This is a genomic window from Nocardia coubleae NBRC 108252, assembly GCF_001612805.1.
Taxonomy (GTDB): Bacteria; Actinomycetota; Actinomycetes; order Mycobacteriales; family Mycobacteriaceae; genus Nocardia; species Nocardia coubleae.
Genome location: NZ_BDBD01000025.1, coordinates 198662 through 224353, shown reverse-complemented (window position 1 = coordinate 224353; position 25692 = coordinate 198662). Strand labels below are relative to the sequence as shown.

The following is a 25692-nucleotide window of genomic DNA, read 5'->3' as shown; positions in this document are numbered from 1 at the left end:
CGGCCAAAAGCGCTCTGTCACTGAGTGTTACGACAAAGACCACACCGACAGGGTATTCCATGACACGGCTGCCGCAGGGGAGGCTGGACTGCGTCGTGCACCCGAACCGACTGGCGGTCGTGGTGTCGAAAGGCGTCGGGCACTGCGACAATGGCCGCACAGTCCCTCATTCGAAAGGAACCAAGGTGAGCTCTGCCGGTGTTGTACCGCTGCTCGGACGGGTGGCTGCCGCTGTGTCGGAGGCGATCGTGCGAGTCCGTCCTGAAGTGACGGATGCGGACCCGGTAGTGCGACGATCCGACCGCGCTGATTTTCAGTCCAATGCCGCGTTACCGCTGGCCAAAAGGTTCGGTATGGCACCAGCTCAGCTCGGTAGTGAGATCGCTGCCGATGTCGAGCGGTCCGACAACGCGATCGCCGACGTGCAGGTCTCAGGTCCCGGATTTCTGAACATCACGCTGACTGACTCGGCGATCTGGGAATCGGTTGCTGCGCGGCTGGCCGACGATCGGCTCGGCGTACCGGCCACAGAGGAAGGGCGTCGAGTGGTCATCGACTACTCGGCGCCGAACGTGGCCAAGGAAATGCACGTGGGACACCTGCGCACCACCATCATCGGGGACAGCCTGGCCCGGGTCATCGGGTTCCTCGGTGCCGACGTAGTGCGCGCCAACCACCTCGGCGACTGGGGAACCCAGTTCGGGATGCTCATCCAGTACATAGATGAGCACCCCAAATCACCCTGGCACACAGATGAACTCGATCCCAACACTAGCTCGGTGTCGGCGCTGGACAGCCTGTACAAGGCCGCACGCGCGCAATTCGATGCCGACGAGGAATTCGCGGACCGGGCACGGACCAGGGTGGTTGCGCTTCAGGCGGGCGATCCAGCAACCGTTGCACGGTGGCGCGAGATCGTGGCCGAATCGGAGAAGGCGTTCGGCGCGATCTACAACCGACTCGGGGTCCTACTCACTCCTGACGACTACGTCGGCGAGTCGTTCTACAACGATCAGTTGGCCGACACGGTGACCGAACTGGTCGACAAAGGAGTGGCGATCGACAGTGACGGCGCGGTCGTCGTCTTGTCCGAGCAGGCCAACGGCCCTGACGGCAAGCCGACCGTCCTGATGGCCCGCAAAAGGGACGGTGGCTACGGTTACGACAGCACAGACCTGGCCACGATCCGATACCGGATTTCCACGCTCCATGCGGATCGTCTGCTGTACGTCACGGACTCCCGCCAAGCACTGCACTTTCAGCTGATATTCGAGGTCGCACGTCGGGTCGGTTGGCTTACCGAGACGATCCAGGTCGACCACGTTGCCTACGGCACGATCCTCGGGCCGGACGGTCGGCCGTTCAAAACCCGTGCGGGTGGGACAGTTCGGCTGATGGACCTGTTGGACGAGGCCGTTGCCCGCGTGCGCGCGGTGGTCGCGGAGAAGAACCCGGATTTGCCGTCGGCAGAACTCGACACCATCGCCGAACAAGCCGGCATCGGAGCGGTGAAGTACGCGGATCTGTCGACTTCGCGAGTTAAGGACTACACCTTCGACCCCGTGCGGATGACCTCGCTCAACGGGAACACCGGTGTCTACCTGCAGTACGCCCACGCGCGTGTGCGTTCGATTCTGCGCAAAGTCGGTTCGACAACCCCTCCGCAGATTGATACCGGCGTCGCGCTGGAACCGGCCGAGCGCGAGCTTTCTCTGATGCTCGACGGATACGCCGATCTTCTCGCAGAAGTCGCTGACTCCCTCGAGCCGCACCGGCTGGCGGGATACCTGTACGAACTGGCGCGCAGCTACACCGCGTTCTACGACGCGTGCCCGGTCGTCGCCGCGCAGGAGCCGATTCGCACCAACCGAATCGCGCTGTGCCAGTTGACTGCTCGGACGCTCGAACTCGGTTTGGAGCAACTGGGGATCGCAGCACCGCAACGTATGTGACCGAGCGGCCGGGCGCACATCGCGATAGTGGTGCGTCCGGCTGGACGGGCTACTACGCCGTTGCTCGCCGATGCCGAGCTGGAAAGACGCCTTGCGCGAGGTTGCGAAGGAAACTCTGAACCCAGCAGCTATGCGCCGCGGCGTGGACATGCTCAAGGACACGTTGAGGATGTGGGAATGGTTGGCGTGCAAGGCTGTTGGGCTTGCTCGACTTACGGGCACGTGCTGTTGGCGCATACCCGGGGTGATCCCGATGCCGATCTGCGGGCTTGGTTACGCGGATGCGCCACCAACACCCAGGCCACGGGTTCCACCGCGCGTGGGCAACGCTGCGCTACGACGAGGGCGGGGAGGTGAACAAGAAGAAGGTCCACCGGCTCTGGCGTGAAGAAGGCCTACAGATTCGGGCACATTGCCCACGAAAACAGCCCGGGATCTCCTCGGTCCTGCAGGTCGACGCCCGATGCACCGAAGATGTCTGGTCACCGAGATCGACAAGGTCTTCGACGTAGTCGGCGGGTCGCCGAAGGTGTGGATGGACAACGGATCGACGTTTATTACGTTGCACTGCAACAGTTCTGCGACGGACGAGTCGGGCTGGTCTACATCCCGCCCGGGTACGCCCTAGAACAACGGCCATATTGAATCGTTCAACCATCGGTTGCGGACAGAATGCGTCAACCGCAATCACTGGACGAGTTTGCTCGAAACACGGGTCGTGATCGGCGACTTCAAATCCGACCACAACCTACGGCCTCGGCACTCGGCTCTGGATTATCTGACCCAGGCCGAGTACGCAGGCTGCCGCACCCACCGCCGTCATTCGGCGGCCTGCGGTATCAACTGAAAGGATCGAACACAAACCGGGCTCTATGACGACTGGGTGGACTCGATTTCTGGGACTTGCAGTGCTGCCACAGATCCCGCCGGAAGCTACGTCATTTCCGTCGCCACCGGCCACACATTGTGAGCATAGCCGCACGCCGTGGCGATCAGTCGAATCGGAAGCCGAACAACCCGCCGGTATCGGACTCATCTGTGAGCCGTCGATCGAGAACATACGGTGTGGCGTCGAAGGCTCCGTCGCTCTGTGACTGGACGCTGTCGAGGAAGTCCGAGTTGAGCGCGACGATGTACTGGAATCCGTATTGATCGGCCAGGCGGGCGCCGATATTCAGACAGGAAGCGACCTGGCGACTATCGATCGGGTCGAACAGTGGGCTGTCATGGACGAGGATGCGGGGTGCTCGGCCAGCCTTGATGGCAGCGATGGTGCAGACGAGATCGAGCATAAAGGTCTCAACGCTCTTGACACCGGTACTCGCATCGCCGGAGATACGTGGTTCAACTTTGAGAACGCCTTTGGCGGATGCGCGTATCAAGAGAGTCGCGTCACGATCGGAGTAGATCTCCGCGCCGAGTTCATTGAAGAGCGAAATCGACTCTTCCAGCTGTTCTCCGCGATCCTGGGTCTCGGTACGCACCGCAGCGACCAGCTCTGCGGTCTTGATTTTCATCGTGTCGCTGATCGAGCTGATGGTTTGGGCATCGGCAAGTCGACGTTCGATGTCGGCCACAACAGCTTCGCGGGCGGCGAGGTCTCGCTGCCCGCTGAGGAAAGTATCCAACGCGACGGTTTCGCGAAGGAGAACGAGCACCCGCGAACGCCGCTGGTCCAATATGGTGCGCTCCCGGTCGATAGCTGTGAGTCGAGCCTCAGCCGCATCGAGTTCCTGTTGCAGAAACATTCGACGATTCCGGACAACGGATTCGTGGAATGCGGCGACGTCGGTGTAACGACGGAGGATCAAATCCGGAAGCGTCACACCGATTTCGGCATACACACGCTCGACCTTGTCGGTCAGCTCTTGACTTGAGGTGACGGTGACTTCGTTCAACAGGGTCTGCCGGAGTTCACGTACTCGACGCTGAAGCGAGAGCCCTTCGTTGTTGAGTCTCTCGATCTCGCGAGTCAGGTTGTCGGCTTCGTGCTGATGTTCGCTGTATTGCTCGTCGACCCGGAAGCTGTGCAGCTGTTCCTGCATATGGTCGCGGTGGCGACGGGCTTTGACGAGTTCGGCCCGTAGATCGGACTCGTCGAGATTCAAGTGGGTGAGAGCACCGTCGCGCACTGCTTTGCGGATCGCTTTGCCCTGCTTTTCGAGGCGATCGAGCTCGCCCGCTCTGCCCAAAATTTCGGGCGAGAGGCCGAGCATGAAACCCAACCGCACCCCCGACTCCCAGTCGGATTCGGCGGAGAACCCTTTCACCGGACTGCCGAACCAGGTGCGTACCAGTTGTGCCCACAGCTGGCCGGTCGTCGGGCGCTCGGCGCCCTCCGGGATGTGGAACAACTGCCTGGCTTGCCATGTCTTCCACTCATCGAGCCGATATTCTGGATCGCCAAGCGCTGTTCCGCCGACGAAACGAACCCGGTTCGAGGGGCGGATTCCGCGCGTGACGGTTGCGAATGACGAGTCTCCGCTATGGGATTGAGGAAGTGCGAGCTCAGCCGAAAACACGTGGTTATCCAGGTGGTGTGACCTGAACTCCGGGGGTAGATCGCCTCCGACGAGGTACCGGAGGATCTTCACGAAACTTGTCTTGCCACTGCTGTTTCGGCTCTCGCCTTGCTCGGATACCTCGGTGCGGTCCGCGACGAGGATGTTGAGCCCTTCGTGAAAAGTGAGGGTTTTGAACCTCGGATCCGAGCACGAGAGCCTACCGAGGAACATGTGCCCGCCGAAGATAGCCGTTCGGTGAAGTGTCGATGAGCCCCATCGCATACAAGGCGGCGAGAGAGAGCGAGAACCAGTCGAACGTGACTCGAGCGGCATTCTTCGTAGCCTGCTGGTGTCGGCTGTATCGATCCCAGAGCGCAGACACCGACATCGGGTCTCGAAGTTCGTCGAGCAGGTCCGCCCCGATCGTGATGAGTGCGCGATCGACGGACACGCCCTTAGTTGGCAAGAGCACGGGTTACCTCCTCACCGGACGGGGTCGCACCGGGTGGCTCTTCGAAGATATGGCATGAGTCGAAGAAGTACGACACTACTGCGTACGTCGCGTTCGCCCGCGTACGGTCCATGCGTGGGTTGGCTCCGGCCAACGCGACATAGAGCCGTTCCAAGACCTCACCAGGGTCTGTGGTCACTGCCAGGACGCCCTGGTACAACGCGCGGAAGCGGGCACCGTGGGTGTCGTAGAGGCCTGGATCCGAGGCACTGGCGTACCAAGCGTCGATTCTCGGCGCGAGTAGGCGACCGCTGTTGAACTCGAGACGACTGCTCTCCGGCAGGTTGTTGAAACTCATCTTGTTGGGTGGCACCGGACGGATGGAGTCGCCGAGGTTTGGGGTCACTGCCGTGGAGCCCAGCGAATCGAGTAGTGGGATCAAGTCGTGGAGTTCCACGTTGGCAGCGCCTGGCACGCCCGGGAACAGCTCATCGAGTGTGTCGGCGGAGAGCTTGCCGACGATGTCGGACCAGAGTCGATCGGTGTTGAAGTGCACAATCTTCAACGGGCGCACCGGGTCCGCATGATGTGTCTGTTGTAGACCGACCATGACCTTGGTTGCTTTCGGCCCGAACGGCGCGTTGGTGACAAAGCGCCAGGTGTGGAACACGGGCCACTCCTGGAACGCGCGCTTGAAGTCTTTGCCGATCTTCTCCGCAAGTTCGTCCTCGGCCTTACGGCCTGGCCGTTGTCCGTAGCACGCGTACGCGATAGTGCCGGCTTCGGCGATCCCGTCGCAGCCGCCATCGCCGTAGGTACCGGTCGGCGCGGGATTCATGAAGTCGCTGTGGAATCGGGAGAGGACCGTGGATACGTACTCCTCGTACGGTGTGCCGGACTTGAAGCACTCCTGCTGGTGACGGCACCGGTACCACTCGCGCCAGTTCGCAGACGCCAGCTCCATCGGCCCCCCTCGGCTCGTCTGTCGGATGATCTTCGATACTACTGAGCTGCGACGACCTGGGCCAGTGCTTGTTACACCAACTACCGCTGGACATCTCGGCGCGACGGTTCATGTTGTCGATTCGAACCCGCGGCCGCAGTGACGTAGCACTTTGTCGGCGACTCGAGCTAGCTTCTGCCGACCAAGCCCGCCTGGTCTGGATGGCAGAGGATCGGGTTGGGACCACGCAGTACGGCAGAATCGCGAGGGACGCGGAAATACGCTCTTGCGTAGGTACTTTCGTCGTCTACCGTGATGATGTCGCAGACGCTGACCAGGTCGGACGGAATGTCCGCACCCAGGTGCCCCACATGCGGCGTGAAGATTGCTTCCGCCCTGGCGTTCCGGACACTCGAGATCAGTTGGTGGATCGGATCCTTGGTTCGGTCCGAGAACACGATGGTCTTGGCCAAGTCGTAGCCGTATCGCTTTGCCAGCGAGCGGATTCGGATCTCGTGCCAGTGCTGGCTCGGGCCGGCGAGGTCTGAACGCAGGTAGCCGAGAGCGAAAGGCTTCATCTTGGATCGCCGATCGTGGAACATCGAGCATGGCCTGCCGTTCGCCCTGGTAACTTCGGCGGCGGTTTCACGACGCCTCCGTCGAGGCTGCGGTAAGGCTCGGTCACGTCATGCTTTTCGTTAACGGTGTGTTCTGATGGCCGCTTGTTTTGCTGCGGTGAACTCTACGTCGGTTAGTAGTCCCTGAGCATGGAGGTTGGCGAGTCGCTGGATCTCCTCCGCAAGGAGAGAGGCTGGCGGGGAGGGGGATTGGGAGGCTGGCGGCCTCTTCGACGCGGAGATCTTCGATTGGAGGGTGTTGAGCTGGGGTAGTGCTTGGTCGTAGAGCGGCCTTGGTACGGGAATAGTGTTCGAGAGCGCGCGTGGGTTGTTGTCTGTGTTGTTGGGGTTCTTGAGGAAGGATCTCCAGTAGTCGTGGTTCCGGGAGCCTTGATAGCTCGGGGTGAGCACCTCTAGAACACCCATCAGCAGTCCGCTGTTGTATTCGATGTTGGTGATTCCGGGGTAGGGGAAGGTTGTGATTCGGCCTCCGCCGAGGGAACCGGCCATCATGCTGGCGTTGAATCCGACCTTTGCGATGATCAGTCGGTCCTCAAAAGCGGCGAGTAGGCCGTCCGCGTCGCAGCTGAGGATGAACCAGGGGACCTCGTCGGGTCCGCTGTGGTCGTCGATGGCGCGCCAGTGCACGTCTTTGAGAGCCGCACCGATCACGACTATCTCGTTGCGGCGAGACTCTTTGACCTGTCGTTGGTGGCTGTGCATCCAGCCGCCGCGTGGGGCGTTACCCGGGTTGTCACTGGCCGCGTTGGTGATGGCCTCGCGGATCGCGGGGGGAAAGCCGGCCTTCTGTAGACAGTCGACGAAGTACGCCACGAACTTGTTGTCCTCCTCGTTTCCGAGCAGCGGGAACTTCACCACCTGCCGGTCGCGCTTCGTCACTGTCAGCACCGAGCCGGTGAACTTCTTCTCGATCCCGAACGCGGCGATCGTGTCGGCGTCGACTTGGAACGCTGGGTCACCACCCGCGCGGAGTTCGTGTTTGGCGAATCCGATCACCCTGGCGTTGGTGATGGCTAAGCCGTCCATGATCGGCTTGAGCCCATTGAGTCGTGCCAGCGCCCAGACTAGCTCGCCTGGATATAGGTAGGGCGGCAAAGCTTCCATCCACTGGGCGGCGGTTTTCTCTTTGACCTTGGGTGCAAGCTGGGGGGTCATGCGAGTCCCTCCGCCAATTGGGTGAAATGGATGTGAGCTTGGCGCATGTCTTGTTCGCGGTCTACCGGGGTGAAAGGCTCGGTGTAGGTGATGCCGTCGACGGTGAGATCGGTGGAGGAAAGCTTCCCCTTTTTGCGGTATTCGGAGGCTAGTTTGGTGGGGAGTTGGCGGCCGGTGGCGTCGTAGAGTGCTTCGCGTTCGTATTTTTGGAGGACGGGGAATTGGGTGCGGTAGATGGTTAGGAGTTCTTCGGCGGTGATGTTGAGCATTACGGCTACGATGGCGTCGATTTCGATTAGGGCTTGGCGGCGGTCGGCGTCAGTGCGTAGGGGGGTGTGCCAGGTCCAGTCGGGTGTGCTGGCACCAAGACTGTTGCTGACGCGTGGATAGCCGGGCTCGATACCTGGGGTCCAGTCATCTGTCGACCACTCAGCGTCGTACAGCTCGGTCCAGAGCGGTCCGTATGCCGAGACCAGGGCGTTAAGTCGAAGAGTGCGGTGAATCAGGTGGCTGGTGAGGGGATGGTCGACAGGGAAGGGAAGCTGGAGCCAGGTTGATGCTTTGATATGGGCGTTGCCGATGGCCTTGATCATGAAGTCGGCAACGATCGAATGGCTGATGCCTGCGAGAAGGACCAGCCCGTGATTGTTTTCGCGGAGGTTCAGGGTGTGAACGGCGTGGACATGGGTCGGGCCTGGAGGTAGCAGGGCGGACTGTAGTGTGCGGACAGTTGCGATGTCGCACATTTCGCGCCAGGCGAGGCGGAAGAGGGATGAGGTCGGCTCGTCGTTCCACTTCGGGTAGGCGGCTTGGTATTCGGGGAGGGGGCGGGCGATCTGGTAGTTGGTTCGTGGGATGAAGTTGTCGGAGATCGAGGTGAGGTCGATGGGGGTGTAGTCGACGTTGCTTCGCATTGTCGGGTTGCCCTGTTGGTAGATCGGGCAGGCGACGGTGAGGTGGGGGCCTTGGAGGATGGTTTCGTCCAGAGTGGCGGGGACGGCGGAGCGGGATTCGAAGTAGCCGAGTTTGCGGTCGGCTGATTCGTGCCAGCCTGCGGTCCATTGAAACTCGAAGTCGCCGAGGCGTGGTGCGGCCGCGATCTTGTCGAGGACGGCCGCGCTCGCGCGGTTCACCGGGTACAGCATGCGGGCTTCGGCGGCGGGGGTGCCGGGTTCGTCGATAAGCGTGGCCCAGCCTGCAAGGTCAGCTTCGGTGATGTCGATGATGCGTTCAGGGTGGGGGCGGACGTCCCATTTGCCGTCAGGGTCTTTCACGCCAGGGACGATGGTGGAGCTGTTGTTGCTGGAGCGGCGGGCCTGGAGTGAGCGGGCGGGGACGTCGGGGTGATAGAGCGCTGCGCCCTGTAGGAAGTTGACGTCGGAGTCGGCGCCGTAGACGTGGACCCCGTACTGGCGGGTGTTGTTGATCTCGGAGAAGAGCTTGTGTTCGTTGCGGAATTGCCAGTGTCGCTTGAGCCTTCGGTAGCAGGCTCGTCGAAGTCCTTGGGCCCTGGCTTCGGTGAAGTGGCTTTCCGGGTGGATCAAGGATGTGATGCCCCGGGCGGAGGAGGATCGCCAGGTTCGTTCCATGAAGCAGCGGTACAGGTCGGGCTGGAGGCCGGAGAGGACGGGGCGGTCGATGCCTGATCCGACGTGCTGGTTTTGGCCTGCTTGTGCTGCTCGTTCATCGAGCAGTTTCGAACGAACCTCGGGAATGGCAAGCGCACGTGCGGCTTTGGCATTCTTCTCGGCTTCCGAGGGTTTGTGGGCCAACTGCCACCACGGGTCGAACTCAGCCAGTACGCCCGCTTCATCCCAGTCGGGTCGTACCCAGGGGGGATTACCCACCTGCAAGTCGACCCCGCCACGCGCGAACAGCGGTGCGAAATCGAGCTCCCAATGGTGGAACCCTTGTGTGTGGGCGATCCCGGAAGCGATGTTCAGCCAAGGGAATTCAGCGGCCGCGGCTTCGGCGGACTTGGCTTGGGCGAAGACACGATCGTTGTCCTCGGCGATGTCGAGTTCGGACCAGTCCAAGTCGGAAGCGAAGCTGGTTTGGCCGTACTTCTCGAACTTGCCAGCCTTGGCGGTGGTGCCGAGGACCGCTTCGAGGCCCCCGACCCACTGGTCCCAGTCCGGTGCCGCGATGTCGCCGGTGACCGGCCACGACCAGAGGGCACACCAGGCGTCCATCGCGCGACGCAACCGCTGGTAGGAGCCGTTCTCGTCGTTCAGTACCGCTTCGATCTGTTCCCGGGTGACCGCAGGAACATGGTCGATGGGTTCGCTGCGCCATAGGTGCAGGTCACGGCGGATTTCGGATTCGGCGATGGTCAGGCGGCGGAGGGTGAACTCCCATAGGGTCTCTACGCGTTGGGCGAGGGAGGCCAGGCGTTTGGTGATGTCTTTGGAGGGGGACTTGCGGATTTCGTTGCGCCACAGGCGGAGTTCTTCGCGCTGGTCGGGGGCGTAGGTTTTGGCTTCGGCGGTGTCGACTATCGCGCCCCAACCTTCGGCGGGGAGGAGGAAATGGTGGATGCCTGTGCCGATTTCGGTGCCGAGGGGGACGTCCTTGGGGATGATTTTGAGCCAGGCTCTTTTGGTGAGGTCGGTGGGCGTGTAGACCGCTCGGCGGGCGCCGATCAGGGAGTTGCCTCGGCGGAGGTGGAGGCCGAACCAGGGGGCTTGTAGGCCTGCGACCATTGTGTCGAGCCAGAGGGAGATTTCGGCTAGTTCGACGGCTGTTGCGTTGAGGTCGACGCCGTAGACCTGGTGAATGGCGATGTGGGCCTTCACCTTTTGGAGTTCGATCGTGTACTGGTCGGCGTCGATCAGTTCGCCCAGGTCTTCTTGCTTGCGCTTCAAGTACTCGGCGGCGAGTTGGCGGACTGCTTCGATGGCGAAGGCGCCGGAGCCGAGGGCTGGTTCGCAGATGGTGAGGGAGAGGATTTCTTCGGGGGTGGTGCGGTGGCCGTCTTGGTCGAGGAGTTCCTCGAGGGCCTGGGAGACGACGAATTTCGTCAGGACTTCGGGGGTGTAGTACGAGGCGGACTGTTGGCGTTCGCGGCCGGCGAGGCGGAAGACGAAGGTGCCCTTGGGGTGGAGGACGGGCTTGAGTTCGCCGGTGATGGGGTCTTCGGTGCGGACGAAGTCGGATTCGGAGAGGTGGTCGGCGCGGTCGACGGGGACGACCCAGGAGCCCTTTTCGGGATTGCCGTCCTTGGCCACCTCATAGAGGTCTTCCTCGGCGAAGAAGCCGGTGTAGGACATCAGGCCCTCGTAGACCGCGCCGAGCTGGTTGATGCCGAGCTCGGCGTAGCTGATGAAGCCGCGGTCTCCGCCCTTGCGGGTCTTGCTCTCCTTGGTGAGAAGGAGGTGCGCCAAGACCTGCTGGGTCGCTTCGTTGCCGAGGCCGACCTCATCGATCAGAGCAGTTGCCTTGGGGGAGAACAGGTCTGCACGCAGCGGGTTGAACTCGAGGCCGGGAGCTGGGTCGTCTGTGACGTTCTCCCGTACCTCGGGCTTGTGGCCCTGGTCGACGAGGTCGAAGAGCTTCTTCAACGAGTCGTACAGATGTGTGCCGGTGCGGGCGTGGTGGGAGACCAGTTCGGTGAGGGTGAGTTCGCGGAGGCGGTCCAGGCCGTAGCCCTCCTCGTACTCGGCGGCGCCGGTAGGCAGCACCTGCATTTCCGGTGACGCCTCGGCGTAGAGCAGGAACAGGATGCGGTACAGGAAGCGCAGGGAGTGTTTGGCGAGGTCGTTGCCGTCGATGCTGTCCATCGGGAGATCGCGAGCGCGGCGGCGGCGCACGACCTCGTTGGCGATGATTTCGATGGACAGGCGGATGCCTTCGCGCAGATCCTTGGAGACACCGACGGTGTGTTTCACCGAGTCTTCGAGGACGCCGATCCACCAGATGTTGCCGTCGGCGTCGGGGCGAAGGGATTGGTGGCCGAAGATGGCTGCGGCGCGGTCGATTTCGCCGCCGCGGGCATCGTGGCGGCGTTCGGCGACGACCAGCAGGTCCATGGCGAGGTAGCGGCCTTCGGCCCAGCGTTCGGCTTCGGCGAGCAGGAGCCAGCGGCCGGCCTGGACGACGATGAAGGCGGGCGGGGTGTCGGAGCGGAAGGCGGCCGACACTGTCTTGGGGGCCGATTCGAGGGGTTTTCCGTCTTCGGTGGCGGTGGTGATCAGGGTGCCGGTGCCGAGGAAGTCTTCGATCGATTCGACGGGGTTTGCTTGCAAGAAAAGCACATTGGGGGTGCCTGCGAGTTGGGCGTCGGGGATCAGCAGTTCGGAACCGGCGCGTTCGGCTGTGAAAGGGGTGAGTTCGCCGTCGAAGCCGAAGGCAGCGCGGACCTGGGCATGCGCCTTCGGGGCGGCTTCGGGGTTCTCGGCCAGAGCACCGAGTGCGGTATGCAGGTCACCGGCGCTGGACAGCAGGGAGCTGCGGACTGTCTTGCGGCCCTCTTTGGCCTCGGCGTCCCACCCTTTGCGCAGCTCCATCACCTTGCCGTGGAACGACTCCTTCACCGAATCGGTGGTGAAGTAGTGTTCGCTGATCCAATCTTCGCCGACGACGATGGAATCGAAAGAGGCCATGATCACTGGTCCTTGTCTGCGACGATCACCAACAGCGGGCGCACCAGCTGCTGGGTGGGGGCGAGCGATTCGGCGAGGCGCTGTTCCTCGGCGATTCGGCGGGCGTAGGTGTCGACCTTCTTTTTCTGGCTGCCGAACAGTTCGAGTTGTTCGGCGCCGGAATACCAGCGGTCGGCGCGTTGGCGCCATTGGGCCAGACGCTCGTTGGCGGAGCGTTCCTGCTGGTCGAGGACGAGTTTCATCGACTGGGTGGCCTTGTCGACGGCGACCGGGATCAGGTGCTGGAAGCGGTCCGGCTCGGGATTCGGGCCGGGGTTGGCGGTGTTCGGCTTCAAACCGGTCTCGGTGAGCAAGAAGTCGAGGCTCTCCAGCGGGCTGGCGATCGCGAAGTTCGGTCGGGCCGGGTCGGGGAACTCGACGGTGGAGAACACACGGGACACGAGCTGGCCGCGGCGGTTCATCAGAGTGCCCATGAGCACGACGGTGACGGCGTCGACCTTGCCGCGGATGGCGAAGATCTGATTGCGGCCGAGGGCCGATAGGGCGCGGTCGCTTGCCCAGTCGAGCACGGGGTGCAGCGGGCCGAGGTAGTGAGCCTCCGGCCAGGTGGTGTCGTTGATGCCTTTACCCTGGCGGGCGGCGCGCAGTTGGGCGTCGCCGACCTGGGTGGAGGTGGCGAGCTTGAGGCGCTTGTCGATCTGGCCCTTCTCGCGGTAGTTCTGCGGGAGCTGCGACAGACGCTGGCGAAGGTCCTTGGGGGGAATCAGTTCGGCGATGCCGTGATTGGCGTGCACGGTCCAGCCGACGCCGCCCTTGCCGGGTTCGGCCTGGGGGACATCGTCGAACGCGGCGCGCAGTGCCTCGTCGAGGTAGCTCACGTCGTCGGGGTAGAGGCTCTGGCGGGGGAGCTCGGGGAGGGTCGGGGTGAAGTCGGTGTCGAGCTGGGCGAAGAAGGAATCGAAATCATCGCCGTCGAGGACGTCGTCGATGGTTCGGACCTGCGCGTCGAGTTCGGCCTTGCCCGCGAGGACGTCCCGGATCGCCGATTCCTCCTCGGTCACACTGTGTTTGCCCATCAGCGAGGCCACGTCGCCGAGGGTGGTGTGGGCCTGGTTCTCGCGTTCCAGCAGGCGTGACAGCACCCGCAGGTCGCCGGAGAACTCCGGGTCCGACGGTTCGAGGATGAGCGAGGAGATCACCGGCGGGAACTTCTGGCCGTAGCGGTCGACACGGCCGTTGCGCTGTTCGATGCGGATCAGTGACCACGGGATGTCGTAGTGGATCAGGTGATGGCACTGGGCATGCAGGTTCACGCCCTCGGAAGCAACATCGCCGGTGACCAGCACGCGGATCGGGGAGGTCTCGAGTTTGAAGCTCTCGACGATCTCCTGCTGCTCCACATCGGACAGGCCGCCGTGCAGCATCGCGATGTTCTCGGGCTTCAAACCCAATGCGGCGGGCAGGGATTCGGTGAGCCATTTCAGCGTGGCGACACGCTCGGCGAACACTACCGCCCGCATCGCGGACTTCGGGCCGACGCCGATCTCACGCAGCCGATCCACCAAGGCCGCTTGCTTGCCTGCTGATTCAGTGAATGCCTTGTCGTTGAGGTCGGCGAGGGTGTTCAGCGCTTCCAATTCGATGCGCTGCTCCGGGGTGCCGTCGCGCAGTTTGGCGCGGCGCTGGTCGATCGACTCGCGCAGGGCGGCGGGGGAGGACAGGAAGGCTTTGGCCAGCGTCCACGGGAACAGGCCCTTGGTCTCACCGGAGTACGGGCTCGTGTTCTCGGGGTGCAACCAGACCTGCGAAAGGTCGCGGGCGACAGCGTCTTCGGCGGGCGAGGGGGTGACGAGTTTGTGGACCGGTTCCGCGCGTTCGGCCCAGTCGCTACCGACCTCGGCGGCGACCTCGTCGTGGTGACGGTGGCGGCGGATCAGCAGGTTCTGCACATCGTCTTTGGTGAACGAACCATCGGCGGCCACGGCGGTGGGGTCGAGCAGGCGAAGCAGTTCGGCGAAGGACTCCTCGCGACCGTTGTGCGGGGTCGCCGAGGCGAGGATGAGTGCCTCGGTATTGGGGGCGAGCACGCGAGCCAGCTCGTTGTTCTGGGTGCCGACATTGGTGAGGTTGTGCGACTCGTCGATCACCACCGCGTCCCAGTGCTGGCGAGCCAGGTGGGCCTTGTAGCGGGGGCTCTTGAGGGTGTCGATCGAGATGATCGCCCGCTTGTAATAGGTGAACGGGTTGCGGGTGGCGGGCAGCTTCTGGCGGACCTTCTGGATGCCCGTCGAATCGAGGCGCACGAACGGCAGGGCGAATCGGCACCACAGTTCGTGCTGCATCTGCTCGAGTACGTGCTTGGGAGTGACGATCAGGATGCGCTCACCACGGCCGCGGCGCACGAGCTCGGACAGGATCATGCCGATCTCGAGGGTCTTGCCGAGACCGACCGCGTCGGCGAGCAGGATACGTGGCCGAATATGTTGGGGGTCAAGGGCTTTGGCTACCGCGGCGCGCTGGTAGCCCAGGGAATCGGCGAGCATGCGCGTCGAGACCGTCAGGGTTTGGTCGCCGTAAGGGAAGGGGGTCTTGCGCAGCAGCGCTTCGAGCCAGAGGCGGGAATCCCGGTATCCCGAGGACCCGTCGGCGATCACTCGTGCTTGGGCTGGATCGAGAACTTCGATCTCGTCGAGGCTGTCGTAGAACGTCGCCGTGGTGTCGGCGACGAGTTCGGACAGGCCGCGCACGCGCAGCAGCCAACCGTCGGAGCCCTGTTCCGCTGAGGTGACCAGCCACTCCTCGTCACGGACCACGACGATCGAGCCGGGGGCGACGTTGAGCGGGCGCGGCTCGACGGCGTTGGTCATCAGGGGTACTCCTGGTTGGTCGACGGTAGAACGGTCCAATTTAGTACCCATTCGGGAGTAATTCGCCGTTCTGCATGTTTAGGTTCGCGTTGTGTGGGATCTGGCTGGTGGAAGGTTCGCCGACGGCCACGCTACGTGGAAGTGAAAACTATGTCAATCGCAAACGTGGCAAAGTATTCGCATTCACCCGATGAGGTCGTCGCCCGCCAGCCGCACCTGGCGCTGCTACCGTTATGCGTCCAGAGGAAGGTGAGCGATCGGTGGTTAGAGACTCGGCCAGCGCGCCGACCGAGCCGGGCGACAACTCCTATGTCGCTCGCCGCGCCGATGTTGTTGCGTTCTCCCTGCCATCGGTACCCGAGCTAGAGATCCGCCCTCGTGTGCTGCCGGCAGTGACGATCGGTGAGCTCGTCGGGGCGGGCGCAGTAGAGGTACTCGAATCACCGCCCACACTCCTCCCCGTCGACACCGGAAGTCCGATGTTGAGCGCCAAGGATATTCGGGTCGACAGGTCGCCGTCCACATCGGGCGACCCCAGCGTTCCCGGTGCGGTCACCACCCGACCCGGCGACGTCCTCGTGGTCACCGGCAGTGGCCCGACAATCGTTCGGGTATGCGCGGTTTCAGCCCTGCTTGCGCCGCGAGTGGCGCTCGTGCGGGCCAACCCGGGAGTGGTCGACCACCGATTCCTCGCCGGTGTACTACAAGCCGCGGCGGACAATGAAGACGGCAAGCTGTCGGATCTGTTCGCCGTGGGCTTTCCCCGCATGCCGCTCGCCGAGCAACGCCTGACAGGCGACAGTGTTGTTGAGCTGATGGCGCTCGACGACGCGTGGCGGCGTCAGCGGTCCGCGGTCGAGCGGCTGGTTCGCGAGGGAATCGCCGGGCTCGCTGGAGGCCGGCTGTCACCGGGGCCGACAACATGACGCCGCGCATCGTCGCTGGGCGATACGAACTGATCGAAATCATCGGTCGAGGTGGGATGGGGCAGGTCTATCGAGGATTCGACCGGCAGCTCAAACGACGGATCGCGGTGAAGTTCATCCATCCCGGTCTGGCCGACAGCGAAGAGTGGGAGCGGCGCTTCGTCAGGGAAGCCGAACTGATGGCGCGAATGAGCCATCCCGGGATGCCAACCGTCTTCGACGCGGGCATCGACGCCGGTCCCCCCGAACAGCCGTTCCTGATCATGGAATACATCGACGGGATTACGCTCGACAGCGTTCTGGCCAAGCGGGGGAGCCTGTCCACCGGGGCGGTCGCATCGATTGCCGCGCAAACCGCCGCGGTGCTTGCGGAAGCTCACAGCCACAGCATCTTCCATCGCGATCTCAAGCCGTCGAATCTGATGCTCTGTCCCGATGGGACGGTGAAGGTGCTGGACTTCGGAATCGCCGTCGCGATGGACGCGAACCAGACCCGGCTGACCAGAACCGGATCGGGGATCGGGACGCCCGAGTACATGGCGCCCGAGCAGGTGCGAGGGAAAACCGTTGTGCCGCAGACTGATCTGTATTCGCTCGGGCTGGTCATGTACGAGCTGCTCACCGGGGTGCGAGCCATGCTCGGTGCTTCGGAGATCGACACCATGATCAACCAGATCAATGCGGACCCGCCGGTGGTCCACCACGCGCGCGGTGACGTACCCGAGGAGCTGAGCGTGCTGATCACGAGCATGCTCGCCAAAGATCACACGCACCGTCCGGCCGATGCGACCGCCGTGTACTCGGTGGTGATGCGTTATGTGGGCGCCTTGGACGGGCTGCATGAAAACCCCGATCCGACCAGTCCTACTCGGTTGTACGCGACAGCGGTCGGCGCTTCGGCAGCGACGAGGACGGCAGCTACCCACCATCGTCGTGCCCCGAAGTCCCCGGCAGAGTCGGACTTCACTCGTGGCGACCTCGAGCGGGCCGTTCGGCAGGCGCGCGATCTCGCCGACGAATCACGGTATGTGCCGGCCATCGGTCAGCTGAACACTGTGCTCGAAGTTGCAGTGCCGCAACTCGGTGCGCGGGATGCCGACGTTGTCGACGCTCGGGTGCGGTTGGCTGATCTGTGCATGGAGGCAGGGGATTACAAGCAGGCCATCGCTCACTACAGCGAACTGATAGACGACCTCACCGCCGAACGGGGACCCTACGACGACCAAGTGATGTTCTGTCAGCGGCAAATGGCGAACTGCCAGGTGCACAACGGGCAGGTGCGTGCGGCGTTGACTCGATTACGGCGGCTGCACGAGCAGTTGGCTGCTTGGCACGGGGAGGATGATCCGAGGGTGGGGCAGTTGGCTGAGATGATCGCTCAGATCCGAGCTGGGAATCGATAGCCGAGACGGGTGAACTCGACCGGGCGACTGAAGGAGCGGCGGTGCAACCGCAGGTAGTGGCTGGCCGGTATGAACTGGTTCGATCAGTTGGGGCCGGCGGGATGGGCCAGGTCTTCGAGGGATTCGATCGCAACCTCAAACGACGAATCGCGCTCAAACTGACCAGTGCGAATCTCGATGCGGGCCCGGAGTGGACCAAACGGTTCTATCGGGAGGCAGAACTGATGGCCGGGGTCAGCCATCCTGGCATGCCGACGATTCATGATGCGGGGATTCACCCTGGTCATCCGGATCGGCCGTTCTTGGTGATGGAATTCGTCGAGGGACGGACCTGGGAACAACTGCTCGCTCACCGGGGACCGCTCCCGATCGGCGTCGTCGCGTCGCTGGGTGCGCAGGCCGCGGCGGTGCTCGCTGCGACGCACCGGCACCGGGTCTATCACCGAGACCTCAAGCCCGCCAACCTGATGATGTGTGACAACGGCACGGTCAAGGTGCTCGACTTCGGTCTGGCGGTAGCACTGGACGGCGACTTCACCCGATACAGCAACACCGGTCAGACGCTTGGGACGCCGGCCTTCATGGCGCCCGAACAGATCGAGGGCGATGAAATCGTCCCTCAGACAGATCTTTACGCGCTGGGGCTGGTTCTGCACGAGCTATTGACCGGGCGTCGGGTGATGACAGGATCGAATCCGTATGTGGTGTGGCGAGACCAAGTCCATACTCCAGCTCCCGACATTCGCCTCGATCGGGGAGACACACCACTCGAGATGGCGTCGTTGATCATGTCGATGGTCGAGAAGATGCCCAGCCATCGGCCGGAAGACGCGGCGACAGTACACAACGTGCTGCTCCGGCACGCGACCCAGATCGCAGTACTACCGGAAGTCGGCGACCGGCACAGCCCGGTCCACATGTATGCCCGGGCGGTGAGCGCGCCCGCTGCATCCCGTACTGCACCCACTATGGTTGCCGACGCCCAGTCCACTTTCGCACCGTCTGTGTCGGCGCCCGAAACCACCAAGTCCTTCAGTCGCGGTGAGATCCGGGCCGCCATGCGAAGTGCTCGCGAATTCGCCGACCAATCGCGTTACCAGCAGGCCATCCAGGAGCTGAGCCACGTCCTCGAGGCTGCGCAACTCGCGCTCGGCTCGCGCGATGTCGATGTGTTCGACGCCAGAATCGAGTTGGCGGATCTACGATTCGAGAGTGGGAACTACCCGGTCGCAGCCGGGTTGTTCCTCGGTCTCGTAGACGATCTCACGGCCGAGCGAGGACCCTACGATGAACAGGCCATGTACTGCCGCCGTCAACTTGCCGGCTGCAAAGTTCATTTGGGGCAGGTTCGTGACGCCCTTGCCGAACTCGGACGGCTACACGGACAGATGCTGGCGCGCTACGGTGCCGACGACAAGCGGGTGATCGATATCGGCGCTCAGATTACCCACATTCGCGCTACTTGAACCGTCTCGAGCTTTCCGGTCTGTCACACTGTTTCGGCTTGGAAGTGACGGCTGCGGTGGAACGAAGGTGGATGTGGGTACTTCGGGGTTTACGGATGACGGTGAGTACCGGCGTGCACTGACCGCAGTGCTGAAGGAGTGGCGAGAGTCGCTGATCGACCTCAGCAGCCGTAATCGGCTCCTGAACTACAAGCCCACGCGAACGTCCTCCCTGGAACTGTCCGCACCTGCCGCGGACACGATCATCGCTGCGCTCGAGCGGGGTATCCGGTTCGCGCCGTTGCCCGACGCCGACGAAGACGAGGTGACCGACGATACCGTTCGCACCGGCCGGCGTCAGCGAACGCTCACGGGCTCGGAGATCATCACCGAGAAGACTACGACCAAGGCGTTGCATTCCACTCTGAAGGCGCTGAACCGCAAGGCAACCCAGATTTTCAACGACTACGGCTTGTGGACGTTGCAGCTGGGGGTCGGCATGCTTGACTGGCGCGAAGACAACGCCACGAGTGGAACCGACGCACCGTTGATCCTGATCCCGGTGCGGATCCGACGTGACAAACGTGGTGAATACCTGCTCGAACTCAACACCGATGACGAACCTCGGTTCAACCCGGCACTGCGAATCAAGCTCGGACAGATGCACCTCGAGTGGGCAGTGGCCGGCACGCACGAGCCAACCGATGTACCCGGCGTCCTCTCAGCGACCCAGAGCCTGGTGCGCCACAAGCCGCTGTGGACCGTCTCGCCGAGAATGGTGCTCGGCATCTTCGCCTCGCACAAGGAAGCGATGTATCAGGACCTGCTCGACAACGAGGCACAGGTCATCGCCAGCGATTTGTTCGGAGCCGTGGCGCTGGGACCCGATGCGCGGATACCCGAGGACCGGTTCAGTTTCGACCCGGTCGAGCTCGACCAGATCGACGAAGCCTTCCCACCTGAAGACGTCCCGCTGGTCCTCGACGCCGACGCGTCGCAGCGGCAAGCTGTCGCTGCGGCGGTGGGCGGCAATTCCTTCGTCCTCGACGGTCCGCCGGGTACCGGAAAAAGCCAGACCATCGCCAACATCATCGCGGCCCTGTTGCATTCGGGTAGTTCGGTGCTGTTCGTGTCGGAGAAGGCAGCCGCACTCGACGTAGTGCTCAATCGCCTTCGGGGTGTAGGCCTCGACTCATATGTGCTTGCTCTGCACAGCAACAACACCTCACGCAAGGCGGTCGCGCAGGAGCTGGGACGAACCCTGCTCGAAGCGCCCGCCGCGAAGAAATTGGCGCTAGAAGCTCTGGATGAACTGCGTACCAACAGATTTTCGCTGAGTGCCTACGCCGAGGCGATGAACGCGGCCCGCATGCCGTTCGAGTCTTCGATCCACGATGTGATCGGGCGGATCGGCGAATTGACGGAGGTACCCGAGGCGGACCATCTCGTCACCGCTGCTGTCCAGCGGGGTAGCGGGCGGCCGTTCCCGCTGGATCTGCTCGATCGTCGGGTGCTCACCGAGATTCTGGACCACGCGGCGGCGATCGCGCAGACGCACGCGGTGGTACACGATCCCGGCTATCCATGGAAGGGCGTCAGACAGATACCCGAGGGTGCCGATGTCGTCCGTCGGCAGGCTGCGGCGGCGCTTGATCGTTTGCGGGCAGTTGTCGCTGTGTTCGGCGCGATGGCTCCGGAAACCGGCCCTATCGACGACGATGCCGGATTGGACCGATTGGGTAAGCTGATCAACCTGCTGGCCGACCGGCCTCGTGTGCCCGAATTCTGGTTGACAGCAAGCGGATTCGACCATGCGGTCGAACAGCCAGTGGCCGAGTTCCGCGGGCTTCTCCACGAGGTGCAAACCGCACGGACGAAGGCGCACCAAGTCGGTGGTTCTCAATGGGAAGAACTTCCGGTGTCCCTGGACCCCGAGAAGCCCGCGGGGGAGCGCGCACTGACGGCGCTGACACCGGCCGGTATCGAACCCGCCGATCTTGCTGTCCCATATCTCAAAGAACTGCAGGCAAAGTTCCAGACCTGGACCGATGATCTCGAGTCGTTGGTCGAGGCATTGACCGGGCTGGCCGAAACGATGGGGATCACCGCGCCGACAACGGTGGCGCAGGCACGGACCGCCGGCGAACTCGCCGGATTCGCCGTCACCGAAAATGCGCCACCCGCCGCGATGCTGGAGCCAGGTGGACTCGCTCGTGCCGAGGCCGCGGCTGTGTCGACGGTTGCTGTTGCCTTGCAGCTTTTTTCGACGCAATGCGCAGACGTCCGTTTCGCTCAGCAACGGGCCGCAGCCGGGCTAGGTTCCCGTTGGGTCGCGCTGCCTGCAACGTTGTCGGAGGCGGCGCCTATCAGTGAGCAACAACTCGCGGTGCTCACACCGACCGGAATCGTCCTTTCAGGGTTCACTGCCGCGCGGTCGGCCGAACATCGCCGACGATTCGAGCTGCTGAGTCAACGCCTCGATTCGGTGGCCCGCCAAGCCGAAGCCGTGGCAATGCAGTTCGGCATCGACGCGTCGGTCCCGGTGTGTGAGCTCGGGCGGCTGGTGGAGCTCGCCGATCTCGCGCAGGTCGCGAATCGTGCTCTGCCCACCTGGTTTCAGCGCGGCGCGATCCAGAAAGTACAGAAGGCTGTCGACGAACTGAGTGCTGCGCTGTCGGAACTGACGGCAGCTCGGACCGTGGGGGCAGAACACTTCACCGAAGATCTTCTCGCCTCGCCCGAGACGGTTGCCGCTATAGAACGCCTGCAGAAGGCCCCGCCCGGCCTCGGTGGTGCGTTCTCCAAGCAGGTTCGCGCAGATCGCAAGCTGATCGGCGCTTTCACCCCGGCAGGGAAGTGGCGTAAGGACGTGCATGAACACTTGGCGGCCGCGTTGCAGTGGCACAACGCGCATACGAGGTACCACTCGATCGCTGCCGGGCACGAAGAACTACTCGGCCGATACGTCGCCGGTGGCCGACCGGACGTTCCCGCCGCGCAAGCAGCGCTGACCCAGGGACAGCGAGTGCTGGAGCTCGCGGGGATCGGTGCCGACGACGACCGTGCACGGAAACTGCTGTCGGCTACCGTTGCCGATGGTGTAGCCACCGACCCTGATCTGGTCGAGCGGCGCGCCGAAATCGTGGCCGGGTTGCAAGCCTGGGAGGCCGAGTCGGCTCGTGCTCCGCTGGCAGCGGTGGCCGTCGAGCTCTCGGGTCAGACGGCTGGCGAGGTCGCGAGATGGCTTCGGGCACATGTGGATCCATTCGAACGCGCGGAAGCGTTGATCGAGACTGTCAGTGCGGTGCCGGCAGACGGCGAAGGCGACGTTGCCAATCTGACCCTGTCCGGCGCGCGCGAGATGGTTCGCTGCGCGCACGATGCGCAGCGCGCCACCGTCGAATTCGAGAGCAGGCAAACCTTCGACCGGCGCCTGCTGGGACCGTGGTACCGGGGACTTGACACCGATTGCGGACGGCTGTCCGCCACCGTGCCGGAACCGGGTCTTGGACTCGAAGCCATGTGGGAGTTGCTGAAGAAGGCCGAATCGTCGCCTACCGCAACTGCTTCTGTCGAGCAGAATCGAATTCTCGGACGGTATGCCTCGATCGAGGAATGCGGAACCCGGGCGCTGACCGACGCACTGACTACGGCCGAGGTCATCGTTCGCGGTGCGCCCGACGCTGTCGCCGACCCCGCACGGCTGGCAAGATTGTGCGCAGTCCTCGCTGACGGGACTCCGTCGCGGCCCGATCTGGTGTCCAAGGCTGAACGTATCTCGATGTCGCTGGACACGTGGGTCGAGCGCACCGCCGAGCACGGTGCCACCACACCACTGCAGGCGCTGCCGTTCACCTCCGCGATCGACTGGCTGCATGCTCATACCGAACCGTTCCGCCAGGCCATCGCTTTCACCTCGACCGTGTCGCGCGTCATCGGCACCGAAATCAAGATCAACCTGGCGCAGGCTCGGCGCATCGCCGACATCGTCGGCAAGGCCCGCGCGGCCCAGGAGAGCCTGGTCGTCGAAAGCGAGCGGTGGCGGGAGTTGCTCGGTGACCTCTTCACCGGCGTCACGACTGATTCCGACAGCATTGAGAATGCGGTCGGGTGGACTCGTAGCGTCCGGCGCGCCGCAGATGTCCGGCACTACGGGCGGGGGCACACGAGCACGTCCACGGAAGGGTTGCCTCCTGTTTCGGCCGCTGTGGCCGAAGCGATACGCACTCTTGCGCCGGAGACCACTTTCTTCGACGACCGAGCAGAGTGGACACGGCTGCGGGAATCCTTTGCTGCCTGTTTCGACGATCGGCACTGTGGGCAGGTCGAACAACGTCTGGGTACCTCGCTTTCCGGTGCGGCGCAGACGCTGCATGAACTCGCCGACAACGCTGACGGTCCGGGAGCGTGGCGGCGCTACGCAGAAGCCGCCGCCGCCCTGGCGACGGCCGGTCTCGGTGACGTCCCCGAATCGGTGGCACAAGAGGGAATGCCGGTTGCCGAGCTTCCCCTGATCCTGGAGAAGGCAGTCCTCACCGCGTGGGTGAACCTGCATCTCGAACGTGACCAGCGGCTCTCGCCGACACGAGCCGACGAGCGCCACCGCTTGGTCGATCGATTTCGCGACGGTGACCGCGCACTGATTCGAAACGCGCCCGGCAAGATCATCGATCAGGTCAACAAGGCCAGGCCAACCAATATCACGATGGGGCAGGCCGGCACCATTGTCCGTGAAGCGGAAAAGAAGTCCCGGCACAAGCCGGTCCGGCAGGTGCTCGATGAATGTGGCGAGGTGGTTCGGCTGATCAAGCCGTGCTTCATGATGAGTCCGCTGACGGTCAGCCAGTTCCTGCCGCCAGGCTTCCGGTTCGACGTCGTCATCTTCGATGAGGCATCGCAGGTCCTTCCGGAAGATGCGGCCAACTCCTTGTACCGCGCTGGTTCGCTGATTGTTGCCGGTGACCAGAAGCAGCTACCACCCACTTCGTTCTTCAGTGTCACCGGGGAAGCAGGGGACGATGAATGGGCCGAAGGGGGTGTCGACAAATTCGAGTCGGTGCTCGACCTGTGTAAAGGCAGTGGCGTGCTGCGGGGTCTGCCCTTGCGCTGGCACTATCGCAGTCGGCACGAAAACCTGATCGCGTTCAGCAACCACGACTTCTACGACAACAGCATGGTGACTTTTCCCGGTGTTTATGAAAGCGGCCCGGACATCGGGGTCCAATTCTTCAAATCCGACGGGGTGTACGACCGCGGCGGCCGTCGAGACAATCCAGGGGAAGCGGCCCTTGTCGCCGAACGGGTGATCCACCACGTCCAAACTAGACCGCAGCTGACCTTGGGTGTCGTGGCGTTGTCAAAAGCACAGGCTGAAGCAATCGAAACAGCCGTCGCCGCTGCGCGCGCCGGTCGGCCCGATCTCGAAGCGTTCTTCAACGATGACCGCCTGGACGGATTCTTCGTGAAGAACCTCGAATCGGTGCAGGGTGACGAGCGCGACGTCATAATCCTGTCGATCGGCTACGGCCCGGATTCCGCAGGAAAACTCCACGCGAACTTCGGCCCGATCAACAACGACGCCGGCTGGCGAAGGCTCAATGTGGCGGTCACCCGTGCGCGTCAGCGAGTCGAACTCGTGGCGTCGTTCTACGGTGGGGATCTCCAGGACACGACGAAAAAGGGTATCCGGCACCTCAAGCGCTACCTGCAATTCGCTGAAGCCGGGTCGCAGATGCTGACGGCGACCGGGGCTGGGCCGAGCCGCCGACTCGACGGTCCGTTCGAACAGGACGTCGCAAAGGTGCTCAGCGGGTGGGGCTACGATGTGGTACCGCAGGTGGGAGTGGCCGGATATCGCATCGATGTGGCGGTTCGGCACCCGGACCATCCAGGCGTCTTCGCCTTGGGCATCGAATGTGATGGCGCTATGTATCACTCGACCCGAGCGGCCCGCGACCGTGACCGGCTGCGCGAAGAAGTGATGCGAAACCTGGGCTGGACCGTCTACCGCGTGTGGGCGACCGATTGGTATCGCGATCGCAGTGGCGCGCTGGAGCGGCTTCGCTCCGCCGTGGAAGCCGCAATTGCCCGCGACCCTCATCAGACGCGCGAAACAACCGCCGCTGCCCCGGAACTGCCGCCAGATTCGGCTACGGACCTTATCCCGGACGCACCGAGTACGGATTTCCAGTTCGCGGTCAGCCGATTGCCCTGGACCGAAGAGTACGACGGATACACCGATCAAGAGCTACACAATCTCCATACGGCACTCGCGGACAAACACCGCAAATGGACTGTTCCGCTGCAAGATCCAGACGCCGTCGACCTGATCGGTGAGATCTGTCGGGCGGTTGTCGAGCGGGAGGGGCCGATAGAACTGGAATTGCTGGTGACGCGTGTTCGCTGTGCTTGGGGACTCGCGAAGGCCGGGGCGGTCGTGCGACGTCAGATCGCGACGGTACTGACGAGACAGGTCGCGCGCGGGGTATTGGCTCGTGAAGACGGGGCGTTCGTGATTCCGGGGATCGAATTGGACCTCGTACGGACACCCAGCATAATCTGTGCGCGGCAGATCGGACTAATCCCCGCAGTCGAACGGAAGCTGGCTATCACCCATACACTGCGCGGTTCGGTAGGCGTAACTCGCGACGAACTGATCCGCGAGGTTGCCCGCGTCTTCGGGTGGACCCGGCAGGGACCCGACATCCGCCGGACGTTGAATCTCGATGTCGACAACATGGTGGCGGCCGGTGTCATTCTCGAGGGCAGCGGGGGGTGCAGCTTCATGAATGAGCAGGTCCACTGATC

The 25692-nt window shown here is 63.2% G+C and carries 14 protein-coding genes; 7 read left to right on the top strand and 7 right to left on the bottom strand.

What is annotated here, in order from left to right:
- Positions 1-59 precede the first annotated feature (59 nt).
- The 3 genes from argS to NCO8_RS32930 all read left to right on the top strand — a co-directional run bounded on the left by argS (position 60) and on the right by NCO8_RS32930 (position 2799).
- A complete protein-coding gene (argS, locus tag NCO8_RS26115) occupies positions 60-1952 on the top strand; it encodes an arginine--tRNA ligase (RefSeq protein WP_210740839.1) in 1893 nt (630 codons plus the stop codon).
- Positions 1953-2233: 281 nt separating this feature from the next.
- A complete protein-coding gene (locus tag NCO8_RS32935) occupies positions 2234-2464 on the top strand; it encodes an IS3 family transposase (protein ID WP_084457484.1) in 231 nt (76 codons plus the stop codon).
- A 128-nt stretch (positions 2465-2592) separates the two neighbouring features.
- Complete coding sequence (locus NCO8_RS32930) at positions 2593-2799, top strand: integrase core domain-containing protein (protein ID WP_084457483.1); 207 nt, start codon at positions 2593-2595, stop codon at positions 2797-2799.
- 145 nt (positions 2800-2944) lie between these two features.
- Here NCO8_RS32930 and NCO8_RS26110 read toward each other — a convergent pair whose 3' ends face one another.
- From NCO8_RS26110 to NCO8_RS26085, 7 genes are all read right to left on the bottom strand, one after another.
- Entirely contained in the window at positions 2945-4687 is a 1743-nt protein-coding gene (locus tag NCO8_RS26110; RefSeq protein ID WP_067643138.1) for an ABC-three component system protein, read from the bottom strand.
- Positions 4674-4907 (bottom strand): ABC-three component system middle component 6, encoded by a 234-nt coding sequence (locus NCO8_RS32925; protein ID WP_369689848.1) that lies wholly within the window; start codon positions 4905-4907, stop codon positions 4674-4676. The genes NCO8_RS26110 and NCO8_RS32925 overlap by 14 nt, the downstream gene beginning before the upstream one ends.
- Positions 4908-4911: 4 nt before the next feature.
- A complete protein-coding gene (locus tag NCO8_RS26105) occupies positions 4912-5871 on the bottom strand; it encodes an ABC-three component system protein (RefSeq protein WP_067643135.1) in 960 nt (319 codons plus the stop codon).
- A 167-nt stretch (positions 5872-6038) separates the two neighbouring features.
- Positions 6039-6428: a hypothetical protein gene (locus NCO8_RS26100; RefSeq protein ID WP_067643133.1), complete on the bottom strand. Its 390-nt coding sequence runs from the start codon at positions 6426-6428 to the stop codon at positions 6039-6041.
- 120 nt (positions 6429-6548) lie between these two features.
- Positions 6549-7643, bottom strand: a complete 1095-nt coding sequence (locus tag NCO8_RS26095; RefSeq protein ID WP_157105108.1) for an SHOCT domain-containing protein — start codon at positions 7641-7643, stop codon at positions 6549-6551.
- Positions 7640-12244: an Eco57I restriction-modification methylase domain-containing protein gene (locus NCO8_RS26090; protein ID WP_067643327.1), complete on the bottom strand. Its 4605-nt coding sequence runs from the start codon at positions 12242-12244 to the stop codon at positions 7640-7642. Before NCO8_RS26090 ends, NCO8_RS26095 begins: the two co-directional genes overlap by 4 nt.
- Before the next feature lie 2 nt (positions 12245-12246).
- Positions 12247-15111, bottom strand: coding sequence for a helicase-related protein (locus NCO8_RS26085; RefSeq protein ID WP_067643127.1), 2865 nt, complete (start codon positions 15109-15111; stop codon positions 12247-12249).
- 578 nt (positions 15112-15689) lie between these two features.
- Here NCO8_RS26085 and NCO8_RS31595 point away from each other — a divergent pair.
- The 4 genes from NCO8_RS31595 to NCO8_RS26065 all read left to right on the top strand — a co-directional run bounded on the left by NCO8_RS31595 (position 15690) and on the right by NCO8_RS26065 (position 25690).
- Positions 15690-16037 (top strand): hypothetical protein, encoded by a 348-nt coding sequence (locus NCO8_RS31595; protein ID WP_157105107.1) that lies wholly within the window; start codon positions 15690-15692, stop codon positions 16035-16037.
- Positions 16034-17440, top strand: a complete 1407-nt coding sequence (locus NCO8_RS26075; protein WP_067643121.1) for a serine/threonine-protein kinase — start codon at positions 16034-16036, stop codon at positions 17438-17440. The genes NCO8_RS31595 and NCO8_RS26075 overlap by 4 nt, the downstream gene beginning before the upstream one ends.
- Before the next feature lie 41 nt (positions 17441-17481).
- Positions 17482-18906, top strand: coding sequence for a serine/threonine-protein kinase (locus NCO8_RS26070; RefSeq protein ID WP_067643119.1), 1425 nt, complete (start codon positions 17482-17484; stop codon positions 18904-18906).
- A 67-nt stretch (positions 18907-18973) separates the two neighbouring features.
- The gene (locus tag NCO8_RS26065) at positions 18974-25690 is read left to right on the top strand and encodes a DUF3320 domain-containing protein (protein WP_084457482.1); all 6717 of its coding nucleotides are present in this window, start codon (positions 18974-18976) and stop codon (positions 25688-25690) included.
- The last annotated feature ends 2 nt before the right edge of the window (positions 25691-25692 follow it).